A 19,521-nucleotide genomic window follows, 5' to 3' on the forward strand; every position below is an offset into this window, starting at 1 on the left:
TATATAGAGCAATATAAATAAGGCGGTTATATGAAATGAAGAATGAAATAGTAGTATATGAAGCACTAAAAAAAATCTGTAGGGAACAGCTTAAAAACGAATCTATGATTCTTGGGATAAGCACAGAAAAATTAGCTTCTTACTTAAATATGCAAAGAGCTAATGTATCTAGAGAACTTAATAAATTAGTTGGTATAGGAAGTGTAAAAAAGAAAAAGGGAAAACCTGTATTTTACTATGTTGATATTGTTAAAAAAGATCATATATATGAGGAAAAGAGAGATGCTGCTTCTATCTTTGATACTATAATAGGAAAAGACGGAAGCTTAAAGAATCAAATAGCATTGGCTAAAGCTGCAATAGTATATCCACCGCATGGCCTTCATACTCTTATAGTTGGTGAGACTGGAGTAGGAAAATCATACTTTGCTAAATGTATGTTTAAATATTCACTAGAAACTGGAAGAGTAATAGAAAATGATAGATTTGCAGTTTTTAACTGTGCTGATTATGCAAATAACCCTCAACTATTAATATCTCATTTGTTTGGAGTAAAGAAAGGTACTTATACAGGAGCTACTGAAGATAGAGAGGGGATTATTGAAAAAGGAAGAAATGGAATATTATTTTTAGATGAGGTTCATAGGCTTCCCCCGGAAGGTCAAGAAATACTTTTTACATTGATAGATGAAGGAAAGTACATGCCTCTAGGAGGAACAGAGGAAATAAATATTGATGTAATGATTATAAGTGCTACTACAGAGAATATAGGGTCCACACTTTTAAAGACATTTACAAGAAGAATTCCAGTTACTATAACCCTTCCTGCTTTAAGAGAAAGAACTAGTAAGGAACGATTGGAATTAATACAAAGTTTTTTTAAGGATGAATCTAAGAGGATTTCTAAGAAAATCAACATTGAAGAAGATGTGTTTACTGCATTATTAAATTATGACTGTTTAAATAATATAGGACAACTAAAAAGTGACATACAAATAGCATCTGCTAAGGCATTCTTAAGAAGTATGTTTAATGAAGGAGATATTAAAATCAAGGTTGAAGATTTTTCGCATGAAGTTAAAGGTGGACTTTTAGCCTCAAAAAAAATAAATGCAAGGGAATTCAACTTAGCTTTTAATGATGAAGTGAAGGTTGATACTAACTACGATTTAGAAGATAAATATAGTGTTTCGCATAATATATATGAATTCATAGAAAAGAGGAGTAAATTACTAGCTGAAAAGGGATTAGAAAAGGAAGAAATAAAAAACAAACTTATTAGTGATGTAGAGGGGTTTATTAATACTTATATCCTTAATATCAGAGAAGAAAATGACAATGATGATATAAAAAGAATAGTAAACAATGAACTATATGAATTTTTAAAAAGCTTTATGCATCTAGCGGAATATAAACTTAGGAAGAAGATACCCAAAAACATATTTTTAGGGCTTTTGGTGCATATTGATACCTTCCTAGCTAGAATAAAAGAAAATAGAAGTGTTGAAAACACTAAAATAGATGAGATTAGAAAAAAATATCCAAAAGAATTTAAATTAGCCTTAAACTTGGCGTATAAACTGGAGGAAAAATACGAAATTACCATACCAATAGGAGAAATTGGCTTTATAACAATGTTTTTTGCAGCAGACACCAAAAAAACAAAGAGCAAGGTGGCGGTAATAGTTGTTATGCATGGTAATGCGACAGCTACTTCAATGGCGGAGGTTGCAAATCAGCTGCTTAATACTAATCATGTAGTAGGTTTTAATATGCCCTTATCTATGAAACCGGAGGAAGCATTACTTAAAATTCAGCAATTAGTTAAAGAAAAAGATGAAGGAAGAGGAACTGTAATTTTAGTAGATATGGGGTCATTAAAATTCTTTGGAAAAATTATAAAAGAAAATACAGGAATAAATGTTGAAACTATAGACATGATTACAACTGCAACAGTAATAGAGGCAGCCAGAAAGGCGATACTATATGAAAATGTTAACGAAATAGTTAAATGTGCAAGGGGAGAAAGTAGATATTTAGGCGATTTCATAGAAAAACAAGTTAGGAGGAATAAAAAAGTAATAGTTACTGCTTGTTCAACAGGTGAAGGAACCGCTCTAAAACTAAAGGAGTTTGCCTCCAGCAAGTTTGGAAAAGATCAATATGAAATAATAAACCTTAGTATTAAAGATAGAGAAGAATTTAATAATGCCATTGAAAATATAAGGAAAAACAATATCATCGAATATATTATAAGTGCCTTTGACCCACAGCTTGAAGGCATAAAGTATATTCCGATGGACAGATTTTTTAAAGAATACATTGGAGAAGACTTCGAAGAAAAGGCTAATGATGAAAATATGTTGAATATTATAAATGATGTTTATAGAGACCATCTTAATATAAGGAATTGTGATTTTATAGTAAAAAGATTTATAGAAATTATTTCAAATATGAAGTATTTTTATGGAATTCATGTTGATGAAGATAAGCTTATGGGACTTTTAATGCATTTTGGGTGCCTTTTAGAAAAACTAATAAACAAGGAAGAAACTAGAGATTGCAAAAACTTATCTCTAATTTTAGCTAGATATAATGATTTATTTGATGATTTGAAAATCGGAATTGAAGATATAGAAAAAGAGTTAGAAATTAAAATACCAGAGGGCGAACTAGCTAATATCATAGAAATATTGATAAATATATAGTATTTGTATTTAATAGGGAGGATCAAATGAAATATGTAATAGGTGTAGATGGTGGCGGTACCAAGACGGAAGCGGTAGCTTATAGCTTTGAAGGAAAAGAACTGCACAATATAACTACGGGATATGGAAACTTGGTAATGAACAAGGAGGTAGCTGTAAATAATATTATTGAAGCCATAAGTATCTGTATTGAGGCATTAAGAGAACATGAACTTATGGGAATTTATTTAGGACTTGCCGGTATAGAATCAGGAGAGAATAGAAAAACATTAGAGGATGCAGTGAAAAATAAATTTAACACATATATTGAGATTTATAATGATGCTGAGTTGGCTCTTTATGCATTACTTAAAGGAGAAGAAGGAATTTTAACTATTGCTGGCACTGGATCGATAAGCTTAGGTATTTTACAACAAAGAAAAGCAATATCAGGTGGCTGGGGACATCTTTTAGGAGATGAAGGAAGTGGTTATTATATAGCTATAAATGCGTATAAAAGAATGATATATGAGGAAGAGTTTGGAGTTAAAAAAAGCAGGTTAACAAATTCAATTTTAAAAGAATTGAATTTAGAGAAAATAAATGATATAAAAGGAATAATTTACAATAATACAAAAAATGAAATTGCTTCTATTACTCCATTGATAGTTAAACTAGCAGAACAAGAAGAGGATAATGCTTTGAAAATCCTCAAAGAGGCAGGAGAACAAATCGCATTGATGACAGAGAATGTAGCTAGAAAGCTTAAATGTGATGGAAAAGTTAAAATTGCATTAAAGGGAAGTATTATAACAAAAATTAAATTCGTGAGAGAAGCTTTTAATTCTCATTTAGCAAGTGTCATTAAAGATGTAGAAATTATAGATGAAGATATTTCTTCCTGTAAAGGTGCATATTATTTAGCAGCACAAAAGTGGGGAGTGTAACATCACGTCATAGAAGGGAGAAATTATGAAAAGATTAGGTATTTCGGTTTACCCAATGCATGCAAATATAGAGGATAACTTGAAGTATATAGAACTTGCAAGTAAATATGGTTTCAAAAGAATATTTACTTGCCTTTTATCTGTAGAGGGAGATAAGGAAAAGATTCTAAAAGAATTTAAAGAAACTATAGCCTTTGCTAATGAAAAAGGTATGGAAGTTATAGTAGATGTAAGTCCAAGGGTTTTTGGAGAGCTTAATATAAGCTACAGCGATTTGAGTTTTTTTAAGGAAATAGGAGCCTATGGAATAAGACTTGATATGGGATTTTCAGGTTTGGAAGAGTCCATAATGACTTTTAATACAGAGGGACTATTTATAGAACTTAACATGAGTAATGGAACAAAATATATAGAAAATATAATGAGCTATAAACCTGATCTAGATAAGATTTTAGGATGTCACAATTTCTACCCTCACAGATACACAGGTTTAAGTTATGAGCACTTTATAAAGTGTAGCAAGCAGTTTAAAGACTTAGGTATAAGAACTGCTGCATTTATATCCTCAAATATTGCAAATTTTGGACCGTGGCCTGTAAATGAGGGTTTATGCACTTTAGAGATGCATAGGGAAATGCCCATAGTACCACAGGCAAAACATCTATTTGTTACAAATTTTATTAATGATGTTATAATAGCAAATGCCTTTGCTTCAGAAGAAGAACTTAAGAATCTAAGTGAAATTGATAAGTATATACTTACATTAAATGTAGAGCTTGTAGAGGGAATTTCAGAAATTGAAAGAAAAATTGTACTAGATGAACTACATTTTAATAGAGGAGATCTTTCAGAATATCTTGTAAGATCAACTCAAAGTAGAGTTAAATATAAAGAACATAAATTTGTACCATTTAATACACCAGATATAAAAAGAGGAGATATTTTAATAGATACATCATTATATGGGCACTACGCAGGAGAACTTCAAATAGCACTAAAGGATATGGTGAACTCAGGAAAAACAAATGTAGTAGGAAAGATTGTAGAGGAAGAACAGTTTCTTATTGATTATATTGAAGGGTGGCAGAAGTTCAGGTTTACATTAAGTAAGAGAAAATAAATACTAATGTTAGAAATGTAGATAGTGTTAATATAGTGGAAATGATAAAAAATTGGTTCAACCAAGAAAGGTGTTAAGAATTCGTTAGAAAAGTGCACAGACTATATTTAAAAGGCTTTAGATAGCATAAAAGATATACGATACAGTATGAAAGCAACAATTGGGGATAATTAATCGCTCTGTATATTTTATAAATTCAGGGTGATTTTATATTTCTCCGATTACTCCCGCTCTAACACTCCCACGCACTCTGTGAAAGTGATTCACACAAAATATGAGATTTGGAATATCTGCTTGCACGGTGTGAAAGCGACTATCATCAAATCGGAGATTTGAGATATCTGCTTTTCTCCAATGAAGAGTAAAGATCGGATACGTACCTGGATAGCGAATTCTAATGTCTACATAAATAACAAAATAAAAAACAGCTTATAGGATTGATTTATTTTAATATAAAGTATTTTATTATTAAAGTTAAAACCAGTAAACTCAATCAGGTGTATCTATACATTAAATATGAAGGTATTAAGAGTATACTGGAGGATATGTTATTTAACTTATTCTTAAGGTGTAAGTATGCCATATTTAACAATGTTGAAGATGATAAGATATTCCTTGTCGCTTGATGAGTGACAAACACAGAAAGATAGTTGTTCAATATAATATCGCGGGATGGAGCAGTTGGTAGCTCGTCGGGCTCATAACCCGAAGGTCGTAGGTTCAAGTCCTGCTCCCGCAACCAAAATAATATTGACAATGATTAAAGTTGTATGATATTATATAAAAGCTGTCAACGACACCACATTATAATGTGTGATGTTATAGATAATTAAGTATAAATTACTAGTTGACGAGTTGAAGAAAACATGATAAGATATACAAGCAGTCGAGTTAAATCGACATGATCCTTGAAAATTAAACAGAGTGAAACACAAGATAAAACTTGTTTTTAAAATAAACCAGCAATTCTTTGAGTTACTTTAAAGTAACAAAACAGTAATGAGTAAGCAAACTTTTAAATTGAGAGTTTGATCCTGGCTCAGGACGAACGCTGGCGGCGTGCCTAACACATGCAAGTCGAGCGATGAAACCCTTCGGGGTGGATTAGCGGCGGACGGGTGAGTAACACGTGGGTAACCTGCCTCAAAGAGGGGGATAGCCTCCCGAAAGGGAGATTAATACCGCATAACATTAGTTTTTCGCATGAAGAACTAATTAAAGGAGTAATCCGCTTTGAGATGGACCCGCGGCGCATTAGCTAGTTGGTGAGGTAAATGCTCACCAAGGCGACGATGCGTAGCCGACCTGAGAGGGTGATCGGCCACATTGGAACTGAGATACGGTCCAGACTCCTACGGGAGGCAGCAGTGGGGAATATTGCACAATGGGCGAAAGCCTGATGCAGCAACGCCGCGTGAGTGATGAAGGCCTTCGGGTTGTAAAGCTCTGTCTTTGGGGACGATAATGACGGTACCCAAGGAGGAAGCCACGGCTAACTACGTGCCAGCAGCCGCGGTAATACGTAGGTGGCAAGCGTTGTCCGGATTTACTGGGCGTAAAGGATGCGTAGGCGGATATTTAAGTGAGATGTGAAATTCCCGGGCTTAACTTGGGAGCTGCATTTCAAACTGGATATCTAGAGTGTGGGAGAGGAGAATGGAATTCCTAGTGTAGCGGTGAAATGCGTAGAGATTAGGAAGAACACCAGTGGCGAAGGCGATTCTCTGGACCATAACTGACGCTGAGGCATGAAAGCGTGGGTAGCAAACAGGATTAGATACCCTGGTAGTCCACGCCGTAAACGATGAGTACTAGGTGTAGGGGGGTCCAACCCTCTGTGCCGCAGTTAACACAATAAGTACTCCGCCTGGGAAGTACGATCGCAAGATTAAAACTCAAAGGAATTGACGGGGGCCCGCACAAGCAGCGGAGCATGTGGTTTAATTCGAAGCAACGCGAAGAACCTTACCTGGACTTGACATCCCCTGAATTACTCGTAATGGAGGAAGCCCTTCGGGGCAGGGAGACAGGTGGTGCATGGTTGTCGTCAGCTCGTGTCGTGAGATGTTAGGTTAAGTCCTGCAACGAGCGCAACCCTTATCATTAGTTGCTACCATTAAGTTGAGCACTCTAGTGAGACTGCCCGGGTTAACCGGGAGGAAGGTGGGGATGACGTCAAATCATCATGCCCCTTATGTCCAGGGCTACACACGTGCTACAATGGTGAGTACAATTAGATGCAAACCCGCGAGGGGGAGCCAAACTAAAAAACTCATCCCAGTTCGGATTGTAGGCTGAAACTCGCCTACATGAAGCTGGAGTTGCTAGTAATCGCGAATCAGAATGTCGCGGTGAATACGTTCCCGGGCCTTGTACACACCGCCCGTCACACCATGAGAGCTGGCAACACCCGAAGTCCGTGAGGTAACCGTAAGGAGCCAGCGGCCGAAGGTGGGGTCAGTGATTGGGGTGAAGTCGTAACAAGGTAGCCGTAGGAGAACCTGCGGCTGGATCACCTCCTTTCTAAGGAATAATAACTAGAAGCTTAGGTTTTTAGTTACATTGGAATTCTGGTTTACACTCTGTTTAATTTTGAGGGATTAAAACCTCAAATAAAGCTAACACTAAGGTGGTAGCAAAATGTTCTTTGAAAATTGCACAGTGATAAGCGTTAAATAATGAAAGTTATTTAACATAATTAATAAAGCTAAAGGTATAGACTATTTATAAGAAATTATAAAATAGATAAACCTTTGTAGATTATAACTAAAAGTAGAAAATTGATAGTAACGAGCAGTTCTAGGAAAGGCTTGAGCGAGGAGCAGAGTTTACTGACTGGTAAATGAGCACCGCAGCGAAAGACTTGACGAAGAGATGCGAAGTTAATAGCAATTTTCGGTATAGGTCAAGCTACAAAGGGCGCATGGTGAATGCCTTGGCACCAGTAGCCGATGAAGGACGCGATAAGCTGCGATAAGCTTCGGGTAGGCGCAAATAGCCTGCGATCCGGAGATTTCCGAATGGGGCAACCCACATAGCTAACGCTATGTACTGTAAACTGAATTCATAGGTTTATAGAGGTAGACCCGGGGAACTGAAACATCTAAGTACCCGGAGGAAGAGAAAGAAAAATCGATTTCCTAAGTAGCGGCGAGCGAAAGGGAAAGAGCCCAAACCAGGAACTTGTTCCTGGGGTTGCGGACAGATCATAAAAGGAAGTAGGAATTAATTGAAGAGAGCTGGAAGGCTCCGCCATAGAAGGTAACAGCCCTGTAGATGAAAATGAAAACTTCTAGATCTGATCCAGAGTACCACGAGACACGTGAAACCTTGTGGGAAGCAGGGAGGACCACCTCCCAAGGCTAAATACTAACTGGTGACCGATAGTGAAGCAGTACCGTGAGGGAAAGGTGAAAAGAACCCCGGAAGGGGAGTGAAATAGAACCTGAAACCGTGTGTCCACAATCAGTCGAAGCAGTTTTACCTGCGACGACGTGCTTTTTGTAGAACGAGCCAGCGAGTTACGATGTGTAGCAAGGTTAAGTATTTAAGATACGCAGCCGAAGGGAAACCGAGTCTGAATAGGGCAAAAAGTTGCATGTCGTAGACCCGAAACCGGGTGACCTATCCATGGACAGGTTGAAGCGGAAGTAAAATTCCGTGGAGGACCGAACCACATTGGTGTTGAAAAACCATGGGATGAGCTGTGGATAGCGGAGAAATTCCAATCGAACTCGGAGATAGCTGGTTCTCCTCGAAATAGCTTTAGGGCTAGCGTTTTGAATGAGTAGTGGAGGTAGAGCACTGAATGGGCTAGGGGCTGACAACAGTTACTGAACCCTATCAAACTCCGAATGCCATATACTTGAATCAAAGCAGTCAGACTACGAATGATAAGATCCGTGGTCAAAAGGGAAACAGCCCAGACCATCAGCTAAGGTCCCAAAGTGTAAGTTAAGTGGAAAAGGATGTGGGATTTCCAAGACAACTAGGATGTTGGCTTAGAAGCAGCCACTCATTTAAAGAGTGCGTAATAGCTCACTAGTCGAGAGATCCTGCGCCGAAGATGTTCGGGGCTAAAACTTACCACCGAAGCTATGGATTGATACGTAAGTATCAGTGGTAGAGGAGCTTCCTGTATGGGTTGAAGTCGTACCGTAAGGAGCGGTGGACTGTACAGGAGTGAGTATGCTGGCATAAGTAGCGAGAAATAAGTGAGAATCTTATTGGTCGAAAACCTAAGGTTTCCTGAGGAAGGCTCGTCCGCTCAGGGTTAGTCGGGACCTAAGCCGAGGCCGAAAGGCGTAGGTGATGGACAATCGGTTGATATTCCGATACCACCAGTTTGCGTTATTACAAATGGGATGACGCAGGAGGATAAGATGTGCGCACTATTGGATGTGCGTCTAAGCACTTAGGCAGACTAGATAGGCAAATCCGTCTAGTCAATGCTGAGGTGTTACGGGGAGCCCTTTTGGGCGAAGTATCTGATTCCACGCTGCCAAGAAAAGTCTCTATGGAGTGAACTGGTGCCCGTACCGCAAACCGACACAGGTAGGTGAGGAGAGAATCCTAAGACCAGCGGAAGAATTGTTGTCAAGGAACTCGGCAAATTGACCCCGTAACTTCGGGAGAAGGGGTGCCACCGCAAGGTGGTCGCAGAGAATAGGCCCAAGCAACTGTTTAGCAAAAACACAGGTCTCTGCTAAAGCGAAAGCTGATGTATAGGGGCTGACGCCTGCCCGGTGCTGGAAGGTTAAGGGGAACACTTAGCGCAAGCGAAGGTGTGAACTTAAGCCCCAGTAAACGGCGGCCGTAACTATAACGGTCCTAAGGTAGCGAAATTCCTTGTCGGGTAAGTTCCGACCCGCACGAATGGCGTAATGACTTGGGCACTGTCTCGACAACAAATCCGGCGAAATTGTATTGCGAGTGAAGATGCTCGCTACCCGCGATTGGACGGAAAGACCCCGTAGAGCTTTACTGCAGCTTAGCATTGAGTCTCGGTATTGTCTGTACAGGATAGGTGGGAGACTGCGAAGCAGAGGCGTCAGCCTTTGTGGAGTCGTCCTTGGGATACCACCCTGACAGTACTGGGATTCTAACCGGCGGCCATGAATCTGGTCACGGGACATTGTTAGGTGGGCAGTTTGACTGGGGCGGTCGCCTCCTAAAAAGTAACGGAGGCGCCCAAAGGTTCCCTCAGAACGGTTGGAAATCGTTCGTAGAGTGCAAAGGCAGAAGGGAGCCTGACTGCGACACAAACAAGTGGAGCAGGGACGAAAGTCGGGCTTAGTGATCCGGTGGTACCTCGTGGGAGGGCCATCGCTCAACGGATAAAAGCTACCTCGGGGATAACAGGCTGATCTCCCCCAAGAGTCCACATCGACGGGGAGGTTTGGCACCTCGATGTCGGCTCGTCGCATCCTGGGGCTGAAGTAGGTCCCAAGGGTTGGGCTGTTCGCCCATTAAAGCGGCACGCGAGCTGGGTTCAGAACGTCGTGAGACAGTTCGGTCCCTATCCGTCGCGGGCGTAGGAAATTTGAGAGGAGCTGTCCTTAGTACGAGAGGACCGGGATGGACTGACCTCTGGTGCACCAGTTGTTCCGCCAGGAGCACAGCTGGGTAGCTATGTCGGGACGGGATAAACGCTGAAAGCATCTAAGCGTGAAGCCCACCTCAAGATAAGATTTCCCATAGCGTAAGCTAGTAAGACCCCTTGAAGAACACAAGGTTGATAGGTCAGAGGTGTAAGCATGGTAACATGTTCAGCTGACTGATACTAATAGGTCGAGGGCTTGACCTAAAACATCACTGTGCAATTTTGAGAGAATAATTCTTTCAAACAAAATGAAACTCACTCAGCGGAGCTGAGGAGTATTGATTTGTTACCAAAATCGGAGATTTTGACAAATCAACATCTAGTGGTTATGACGTGAAGGCTACACCCGTTCCCATTCCGAACACGATGGTTAAGCTTCACAGTGCCGATGGTACTGCACGGGAGACTGTGTGGAAGAGTAGGTCGCTGCTAGGTTAACGATAAAAAGACACTAAGTTTAAATACTTAGTGTCTTTTTGTCATTATATATTTTCTGTTATCTTTTTCACCAGGGGAAATTGTAGCAAGGGTAAAGGCTATTTTAAGAAGAGTTAAGAATGAAGGGACAGAAATGGATATTTTGAAATTTGATGTTAATGATGTTAAAGCCGGAAGAGAATATATTGAAGCTTATGTAAGTTTCTTTAAATTTGCTGAAAGAGAAGTTATTTAGTCATACAAAATTAAGAAACGAGAAATTAGAATATCACTCTATTCAGATTTTTGAATAGAACGGTATTCTAATTTTATAGGGCAGTGAACGTAGAAAGTATAACTTGAAATGCAGATGTTAAGATTAAAGGAAAACATTATGAATAAATATCTGTATTAGAAAAAGAAGATTAAACGAAGACTATATAATTTAAATTAGCAGCACTTTTGAAATTTTCTCATCATTGAGGTTTAATCAATGAATTAAATCTGTTATTTGTAAAATTACAAAAATCTATTTTTTGCAATAATTATGTTATAATAATACTCGTAAAATATAACTTGTAAAATATAAAAGGAGGTACGTCTTATGGATAAAAAGTTATCTAAAGATGCATATGGTGGCGTAGCTGGTAAAGATTATGTTCCTTACATTTCCAGTGGTTCTAAGTCTGGTGGAAACGTTGCCGTATTAATAATTGGTATTATTTTAGCTGTTTTATTCGCAGCATCTACTGCCTATTCAGGTATGAAATCAGGACTTACAGTTGCGGCTGGTATACCTGGTTCTATAATAGGTTCTGCATTTATAGCTGCATTTGCCAAACAAAAAGGTATTCTAGGCAAAAACTTAGTTCAAGGTATGGCAAGTGGTGGAGAATCAGTTGCAAGTGGTATTATATTCGTTTTACCTGCAATTCTTTTAATAGGTGCAAAAGTTTCTTTCTTAGAAGGTTTTGCAGTTGGTGTAGGTGGAGTTTTATTCGGTATAGGAATAGCTTCTCTTGTGCACAATTATTTAATGGTTGAAGAACACGGTAAATTAATGTACCCTGAGTCAATGGCTATATCTGAAACACTTGTTGCTTCAGAAGGTGCTGGAGATTCAATGAAGTACATGGGAATTGGTTTTGGAATAAGTGGTGTTATAACTGTTATAACTGGTTCTTTTTTAAATGTAACTAATAACGTTATAAGCTATGTAAACGAAACCTTCTACAAATGGAAACTAGAAGTCGAAGTTAACCCTCTATTATTAGGTATAGGATTCATAGTTGGTTTAGATGTTTCTTTAACTATGTTTGCTGGTTCTATATTATCTAACTTTGGTATTATGCCTTTAATAGGTTACTTCTCTGCTCTTGGAAAAGAAGGTGCATCAGTATGGAATAATCCTGATGTTGCTATAAACGCTATGCAAGTTAAGCATATAGCTGGAAGTTATGTAAAATATATCGGTGCTGGTATGATGCTTTCTGGTGGTTTAATAGGTGCTATAAAGCTTATACCTACTATAGTATCTTCTATAAAAGAAACTCTTAATGCTAAGTCTTCAGCTAGTGGTGAGAGTTCATCTGCTGGAAACGTAATATTACTTGGTGGTGTAGTAGTAGGTTTTATAGGTGGATTCCTAGCATCAGGTGGTAACATAGTAATGGCAATAGCTGCTTCTATTTTATCATTATTCTTATCACTACTATTTGTTATAGTTTCTGGTAGATTAACTGGTACTATAGGAACTTCAAACCTTCCTGTATCAGGTATGACTATAGCTTCTATAGTTCTTGTAACATTATTATTCGTTGTAATGGGATGGAAAAACCCTCAAAGCAACAAATCATTACTTTTATTTGGTACATTTATAGTTACTGCTATATCTGTAGCAGGTGGTTATTGTCAATCACAAAAGGTTACTTTCATAATCGGTGGAAACAAGAGCGAAATGCAAAAATACTTCGCTATAGCTGGTGTAGTTGGTGTTACAGTAGTTGTTGGTACTATATTATTACTTTCTAACCAACTTGCTATGACTGGCGATAACGTTCCATTTGCATTGCCTCAAGCTAACTTAATGTCAACATTAACTGCTGGTATTATGTCAGGTAAACTACCTTGGGTTATGATAATCGTTGGTGTTGTTATGGGAATAGTTTTATTTTTATTAAACCTTCCTATAATGACAATTGCCATAGGATTCTACCTACCAATATCAACAACTTCTATAATATTAGTAGGTGCATTAGTTCGCGTATTCGTTGAAAGAGCGGCTAAGTCTGAGCAAGATAAAGAAGTTAAGGTTTCTAACGGTATAAGCTTATCTTCAGGACTTGTTGCCGGTGGTTCTATAATAGGACTTGTTGGTATAATACTTCAAGTATTTAAAGTTATAAATGGAGAAGGTCCAAGTGGATTTGCTGCTACTAATGGAATGGCATTTATACTATTAATAGCTCTAGTAGTTGCTGTTGCAATACCTATATTAAATAGTAAGGTAAAAGATGCTAAATAATAACGAAGACGTTTTAAATATTGTATTTAAAATCTCTGATACTTTAGAATATGAAGTAGATAAAGACGATATTGTGACTATACTTGAAAAACAAGATCATAAAGTCCAAAAGTTCTTTAGAAAACTTAAATTCAGAATTCCAGAATATAAAAAAGTTTCTCTGGATGAATATGGAAGTTTCGTGTTTTTACAAATAGATGGCAAGAAGACTGTAAAAGATATCGGAGAAAATCTAGAAGTAAAGTATGGTGATAAAGCTCACCCACTTTATGAAAGATTATTGTTATTCTTAAACCATATCAACGTTAATTGTCAATACGTAGAAAAAGTAAATTTCTAATACAAAAGATGGCACTATATCATAGTTGATAGTTGCCATCTTTTTTTATTAGAAAGTTCGATATGCTAGGCATGACTAGACAAGAGCTTAGTGCTACTTGGATAAAAAAACAAAATTACTGTTAGTTAGCAATCTAATATGGATTTGAAAATTAATTTGTTGCTAGATTAATAATATGAAACCGCCGGGTTTAGTACTCGGTGGTTTTTACACGTCGGTTATCATATCACAATTATGCTAAAATTTTAATTACTAAACCTGTTAATGTTAGTGTAGGTATAACCATAATGAGTAATTTAATTGTAGAAATTTCCTTTATAACGAATGTTACATTGTGGTAAGATATATATTAGTGTTTGCATATAATAAATAATGGTCTTTAAATGAGGTGAAATAATGGTTTCAAATTTCTTAATAAAAAAGTTTGTAAGAGACTACTCGAATGTTAAAAATAAAAAAGTAAGAGAAAGATATGGATACCTTGGTGGCATAGTAGGTATGTTAATAAATATATTTCTCTTTGCTATTAAATTTACTATAGGAATGGTTGTAAATAGTATAGCTGTTACTGCGGACGCCTTTAATAACCTCTCAGATGTAGGCTCATCTCTTGTAACTATTTTTGGTTTTAAGTTATCTAGTAAACCTGCGGATAAAGAACATCCTTTTGGACATGGCAGAATTGAATATATTTCTGGGCTAATAGTAGCCTTTTTAGTTTTGTTAGTTGGCTTTGAGTTTGTAAAAAGTTCCTATGATAGAATTAAAAATCCTACCTCTGTAGAATTTTCTCTTGTGCCATTTATCCTATTATTGATTTCAATATTATTTAAAGTATGGCTTAGTAGATTTTATAAAAACGTAGGAGGCAAAATAAACTCATCTGCACTTCAGGCTTCTGGCGTGGATGCTCTTAGCGATGTAGTTTCTTCAGCAACGGTGGTATTTTCTCTTTTGCTTTCCAAATTTACGACATTTCCTATAGATGGATATATAGGTATGGTTGTCTCCGCTGTTATTCTTTATGCTGGATATAACTTAATAAAGGATACTTTAGATCCTCTACTTGGTTCTGCACCGGATAAGGAACTTGTAGAAGATATTCAAAAAATGCTTTTAAATTATGAATACATAGATGGAGTTCATGATTTACTAGTGCATAACTATGGTCCTGGAAGAATTATTGCATCTATTCATGCTGAAGTTCCTCTAAATATATCAATAGTTAAAATTCACGAAATTATAGATAGAGCAGAAAAAGAAATATCTGCTGCTCTTGATATTTACTTAGTAATACATATGGATCCTATTACTACAGATAATAAGGAGATATTAAATGCTAAAGATGAGCTCATGGAGGCACTCAAGAATGTTCCTATAGTGAAATCCTTTCATGACTTTAGGGTAGTAGGCGAAGGAGAAAACAAAAATATGATTTTTGACGTTGTAATTGATGTCGATCATGTGCTTACAAAAGAGGAGGAGCTTAAATTACAAAAGGATATAAATTCTCAGCTGAAAAAGCTACATCCAAATCATAATGCAATTATAACTGTAGATAAGGATTATTTAGGTATACACCCATAGCAAATTTGTGCAAGTCTTCACAAAGGAGTAAAACACTAAGGTAGAAAATAAAAATATCAAAGAAGAAAATAAAGCAGTAAATTTGCTTCATTTTCTTTTTTTATTTGAATTACAAAGTTATATTTCGGAAGAAAGAATTAAATAAATATAGTAAAATGTAATTGCAAAGGAACCATAAATATGGAGGAGATAACAATATGAATGGATTTTACTATGAAACAAAAATCGGCAAAATAGTAATTATTGAAAATGGTGAGGCTATTACACAGTTGTACTTTGGAGAAGTTTCTTCTCAAGATATAAACATGATTGAAACTTCTTTGCTGAAAAAAGCTAATGAACAGCTTCAGGAATATATTACTGGAAAAAGGAAGGTATTTGATTTGCCACTTGCACCACAAGGCACAGAATTTCAACAAAGAGTATGGGATTCATTGCAACAAATTCCTTATGGCGAAACCTACAGTTATAAAGATATAGCAAAAAATATCGGTAATATAAAAGCTTCACGTGCAGTAGGTATGGCAAATAATAAGAATCCAATACTTATTTTTATCCCTTGCCATCGTGTCATTGGCTCTAATGGTGATTTAGTTGGTTATGCAGGTGGTTTGAAAGTAAAAGAAAAACTTTTAGAAATGGAAAAACAAAATGCAGACAGTTAAAACCAAGTTATTTCAATATGGTACAAAGGAAATTACTTATTTAAAGAAAGTAGATAAAATACTGGGAGAAGCTATAGATAGGCTTGGCAGAGTGGAACGTGTTATCATACCTGACTTATTTCCAGCATTAATTTATGCAATCATAGGACAACAAATATCTGTAAAAGCTGTTAACACCATCTGGATTAGGATGCAGGAGCGTTTGGGTGAAATTATACCACAGAACATATCGAGAGTTTCTACACAGCAAATACAACAATGCGGAATAACAACTCGAAAAGCAGAATACATAAGGAGCATTGCAGATACGATATTAAAAGGTGACTTAAATTTGGAGGAGCTTCACAATTTATCAGATGAAGAGGTAATAAAACAGCTCTCATCCTTGAAAGGCATTGGAGTATGGACAGCGGAAATGCTTCTACTAAACTCAATGGAACGCTCTAACATTATAAGCTTTGGTGACATCGCAATTAGAAGAGGGATGATGAAGTTATATGGACTTTCCGAGCTTTCTAAAGAGCAATTTGATGAATATAAAAATAGATATTCACCTTACGGATCTGTTGCATCCATCTATATTTGGAGAATATCTTCAGAATAATTAAGTTAAATATGAATGAAAGATTAAAACCTTTCTCAAAAATATAGTATAAAACTAATGCTATTTTAGAATCTTTGTAGGATAGATTCTAAAATAGCATTTTTCTATTTAGCCTAAGGTATCTTAATATAGTTATTGGACAACGTTGTTAAAATAACATAGTATACTGTCAAATTTCCTCAAGGCCACTTCCGTCAAACCTAACTCGCACTAGACTACCACCACCAGTATCAAAATATATCCAACCAGGAACAACCCATAAATATCTAGCAACATGATCAGTAAGCTTAGTATTATCAGAGCCATCTAGTTTTACTTTGAATAATCCAATTTCTTCAGGAGTTCCACCAAACTCAGTAACAGTATAGTATATATAGTCATTATAGATATTTAAGCTGTATACGCCACCATCTTTGCGGGTAACAGGTAATAATAATGTGTCCTTTGTACCATCCTTTTTAATCTTATGAATACCTTCTATATTAGAGTAAAAAATCCAATCACCTATTGGTTGAAACCTTGGTAAAGATTTTTCAGTTATTGTTTTCACTACATTTCCGTCAGTACTAATCATTGAAAATTGAGGCTTTAATGGACTAGGTAAAATATAAGTATTCACATATATCCAACCATCCTTCACACAAAATGGATATCCAGTTTCTATTGAGTAAGGATCTTTTAAATTTAGAGAAATTTTCATTTCATTTGTACCATCTACTTTAATTTTCCACAGTTCGCCACCACCTGTGTCAGGAATATTTTTGATATAATAAATCCAATCACCATCTAACTGCATATTACGAGTATCGGAACTAGTTAGTTTTATTTTATTTGTGCCATCGATATTTGATTTATAAATACCATGTTCATTACCGAAAACTACAAGGTAATACATTGAATTACCTCTAATATTAACATCAACTGAAGCGACATTAGATAGTTTTGTGTTTGAAGAACCATTTTCCTTCATTCTATATAGAGCGTAATTATCATGTGGATTTTTATAGTAAATATATCCATTATTATAAGATATGGTTTTACCATTAATTGAGTTGCCAAGATAATCCTCTTCTCTTATAGATAGTTTCTGTATAGTCTCCTCAGGAACAACGCCAGTACCTCCAAATACAACAATATTTTTTGTAGTATTATCTAATTTAGATATACTGTAAAAGAGGTCTTTTGTCTTATTTACAGGTGTTTTGGGAGTAAGGATAATAAAAGAGGAATTTTTAGCGGCAACAGCTGCACCAGATAATGCATCTGGAAAATTCTCACCAGAAGCAGCGTAGACATTAGTATAATCATGTCCAGTAAAATAGTTTATAACATTAATATTTGTTTCATATCTATCCTCTCCTGAAATTCTTTCAGCTCCAGGAAATTTACTTAATAGATCATTACTGATAACACCAGTACCGCCTACTATGTAGGATTTAGTAATTTTTTTCTCTGTTAAAAAGGCCCTTGTTGTATCAGAAATTACATCCTTTGGTGATAATATAATAGGCATTGCTTTTCTTGCAGCTATAGGGGCAATGGATAATGCATCTGCAAAACCAAGGCCAGAGGTAACCACTATTTCAGTTCCCATATTAAAATTAGAGCTTATATAATTTGCAGCATTTATAGAGGTTTCATATCTATTGGCACCACTAAGTCTGGTAATATTTATATTTGGTAGTTTTCTTAAGCTATGTTCAGCGGCTTTTGAAACGCTGCCTTCTCCACCAATTATAAATATATTTGCTATTTTTGATTCTTTGATCTTATTAATAATTTCTCCGCTTATTTCAGATTTTGATGTTAGAAGAATAGGAGAATCTAGCTGTTTAGCTAAAGTAACTGAGCATAAGGCATCGGGAAAATCTTCTCCGCTAGCTAATACTAGATTTTGCGTTTCCTTCCAACTAGAATTTAAAATTTCTATACTGGTTTTATAACGATCATCTCCCGAAAGTCTAGTTATTTTAGGTGTAGTTGAAACATCTGTGCTGGTTAAAGACCAAACTGTTGTAAATATTAAAAAAACAGGTAATAGATAAATTATAACTTTTTTAAACCTTGCCATAAAAATACCTTCCTTAAACAAATATATAGATTTTAATAAAGCCTTTAATTCAATATTGAAGCTTATATATTATAATTACCTATAGATAAAAAAATATTATAAAAGGAAAGGGGCTATTTTTCGCTTAACCTCATCTATAAAAATTTATTATAGATAAGGTTTCTATTATTGGGAAAAATAATAGATTATTCAATTTGCTTACAAATTATTTAAAATTGTGCTATCATCAATGTGAGAAAAATATCAAATAATATAGATTTATAATATATGGAGAATATTATGGAAAAAGATGATGAATTAAAGTTTTTGCTAGAAATTAGGGCGTTTTATTACAACTTTTTAAAAAGTATATTCTTATCAGAGCCTACAAAGGATTTAATAAAATTAATTTTGGAAGAAAATATAGTACATAACTTACCTTTTAAGGAAGAAAAGGAATCAATAAGTAAAGGGGTAAACGATGTAAAAAATTTTTTCAATGAAAAGGATATTTTATCTGATGAGGACTTTGAGGATCTTCACTGGGATTATACAAGAATGTTTATAGGTCCCAATAAGTTGCCAGCGCCGCCATGGGAGTCTGCATATTTGAATGAACAAAAACTGTTATTTCAAGAACAAACTATGGAAGTAAGAATGCAGTATGTTGAACATTCATTTATCTCTCAAAATCATGGATACGAACCAGACGATCATATAGGGTTAGAATTAGATTTTATGAGTAAATTAAGCGAGAAATTATTAGAAAGTTATGAAAAATCCAACAAAGAAGGATGTATAAAGATTTTAGAGGATCAAGATAGCTTTCTTAATAATCACCTTTTAAAGTGGTGTGATATGTTTACAGAAGATATAGTTAATAATTCAAATACTGATTTCTACAAAGGAATGGCAAAAATTTTAATTGGATATTTGAATTTAGATAATGAAATTATAAAAAGTATAAAACTTTAGGGG

10 protein-coding genes, 1 tRNA gene and 3 rRNA genes are annotated in these 19,521 nt (G+C 35.8%); 13 read left to right on the top strand and 1 reads right to left on the bottom strand.

Annotated elements, in window-relative coordinates:
- Positions 1-35 precede the first annotated feature (35 nt).
- The 12 genes from AC0N0V_RS03545 to AC0N0V_RS03600 all read left to right on the top strand — a co-directional run bounded on the left by AC0N0V_RS03545 (position 36) and on the right by AC0N0V_RS03600 (position 16,493).
- Positions 36-2,708, top strand: coding sequence for a sigma-54-dependent transcriptional regulator (locus tag AC0N0V_RS03545; RefSeq protein ID WP_474462152.1), 2,673 nt, complete (start codon positions 36-38; stop codon positions 2,706-2,708).
- Between the two features lie 26 nt (positions 2,709-2,734).
- Positions 2,735-3,634 carry a BadF/BadG/BcrA/BcrD ATPase family protein gene (locus tag AC0N0V_RS03550; RefSeq protein ID WP_474462153.1) on the top strand — a complete coding sequence of 300 codons (900 nt, stop codon included), beginning with the start codon at positions 2,735-2,737 and terminating at the stop codon, positions 3,632-3,634.
- Between the two features lie 25 nt (positions 3,635-3,659).
- Positions 3,660-4,754, top strand: a complete 1,095-nt coding sequence (locus AC0N0V_RS03555; protein ID WP_474462154.1) for a DUF871 domain-containing protein — start codon at positions 3,660-3,662, stop codon at positions 4,752-4,754.
- Between the two features lie 666 nt (positions 4,755-5,420).
- Positions 5,421-5,496: transfer RNA gene (locus AC0N0V_RS03560), tRNA-Met, on the top strand.
- Between the two features lie 274 nt (positions 5,497-5,770).
- Positions 5,771-7,277 (top strand): 16S ribosomal RNA (locus tag AC0N0V_RS03565).
- Positions 7,278-7,657: 380 nt separating this feature from the next.
- A 23S ribosomal RNA gene (locus tag AC0N0V_RS03570) occupies positions 7,658-10,560 on the top strand.
- A gap of 114 nt (positions 10,561-10,674) precedes the next feature.
- Positions 10,675-10,791 (top strand): 5S ribosomal RNA (rrf, locus tag AC0N0V_RS03575).
- The 16S, 23S and 5S rRNA genes sit together here with 1 tRNA gene alongside, the layout of an rRNA operon.
- Positions 10,792-11,377: 586 nt before the next feature.
- The gene (locus AC0N0V_RS03580) at positions 11,378-13,297 is read left to right on the top strand and encodes an OPT family oligopeptide transporter (RefSeq protein ID WP_474462155.1); all 1,920 of its coding nucleotides are present in this window, start codon (positions 11,378-11,380) and stop codon (positions 13,295-13,297) included.
- On the top strand, positions 13,287-13,637 hold the full coding sequence (locus AC0N0V_RS03585; protein ID WP_474462157.1) for a PqqD family protein: 351 nt from the start codon (positions 13,287-13,289) through the stop codon (positions 13,635-13,637). Before AC0N0V_RS03580 ends, AC0N0V_RS03585 begins: the two co-directional genes overlap by 11 nt.
- A 396-nt stretch (positions 13,638-14,033) precedes the next feature.
- On the top strand, positions 14,034-15,224 hold the full coding sequence (locus tag AC0N0V_RS03590; protein WP_474462158.1) for a cation diffusion facilitator family transporter: 1,191 nt from the start codon (positions 14,034-14,036) through the stop codon (positions 15,222-15,224).
- Between the two features lie 197 nt (positions 15,225-15,421).
- A complete protein-coding gene (locus AC0N0V_RS03595) occupies positions 15,422-15,889 on the top strand; it encodes a methylated-DNA--[protein]-cysteine S-methyltransferase (RefSeq protein ID WP_474462159.1) in 468 nt (155 codons plus the stop codon).
- A complete protein-coding gene (locus AC0N0V_RS03600) occupies positions 15,876-16,493 on the top strand; it encodes a DNA-3-methyladenine glycosylase family protein (RefSeq protein WP_474462160.1) in 618 nt (205 codons plus the stop codon). The genes AC0N0V_RS03595 and AC0N0V_RS03600 overlap by 14 nt, the downstream gene beginning before the upstream one ends.
- Before the next feature lie 169 nt (positions 16,494-16,662).
- Here AC0N0V_RS03600 and AC0N0V_RS03605 read toward each other — a convergent pair whose 3' ends face one another.
- Positions 16,663-18,564: a cell wall-binding repeat-containing protein gene (locus tag AC0N0V_RS03605; protein WP_474462161.1), complete on the bottom strand. Its 1,902-nt coding sequence runs from the start codon at positions 18,562-18,564 to the stop codon at positions 16,663-16,665.
- A 279-nt stretch (positions 18,565-18,843) separates the two neighbouring features.
- On the opposite strand from AC0N0V_RS03605, the gene AC0N0V_RS03610 reads away from it, so the two are divergent.
- Complete coding sequence (locus tag AC0N0V_RS03610) at positions 18,844-19,518, top strand: TorD/DmsD family molecular chaperone (RefSeq protein ID WP_474462162.1); 675 nt, start codon at positions 18,844-18,846, stop codon at positions 19,516-19,518.
- Positions 19,519-19,521: the final 3 nt, after the last annotated feature.

This window comes from Clostridium sp. CS1-1, from assembly GCF_056135525.1.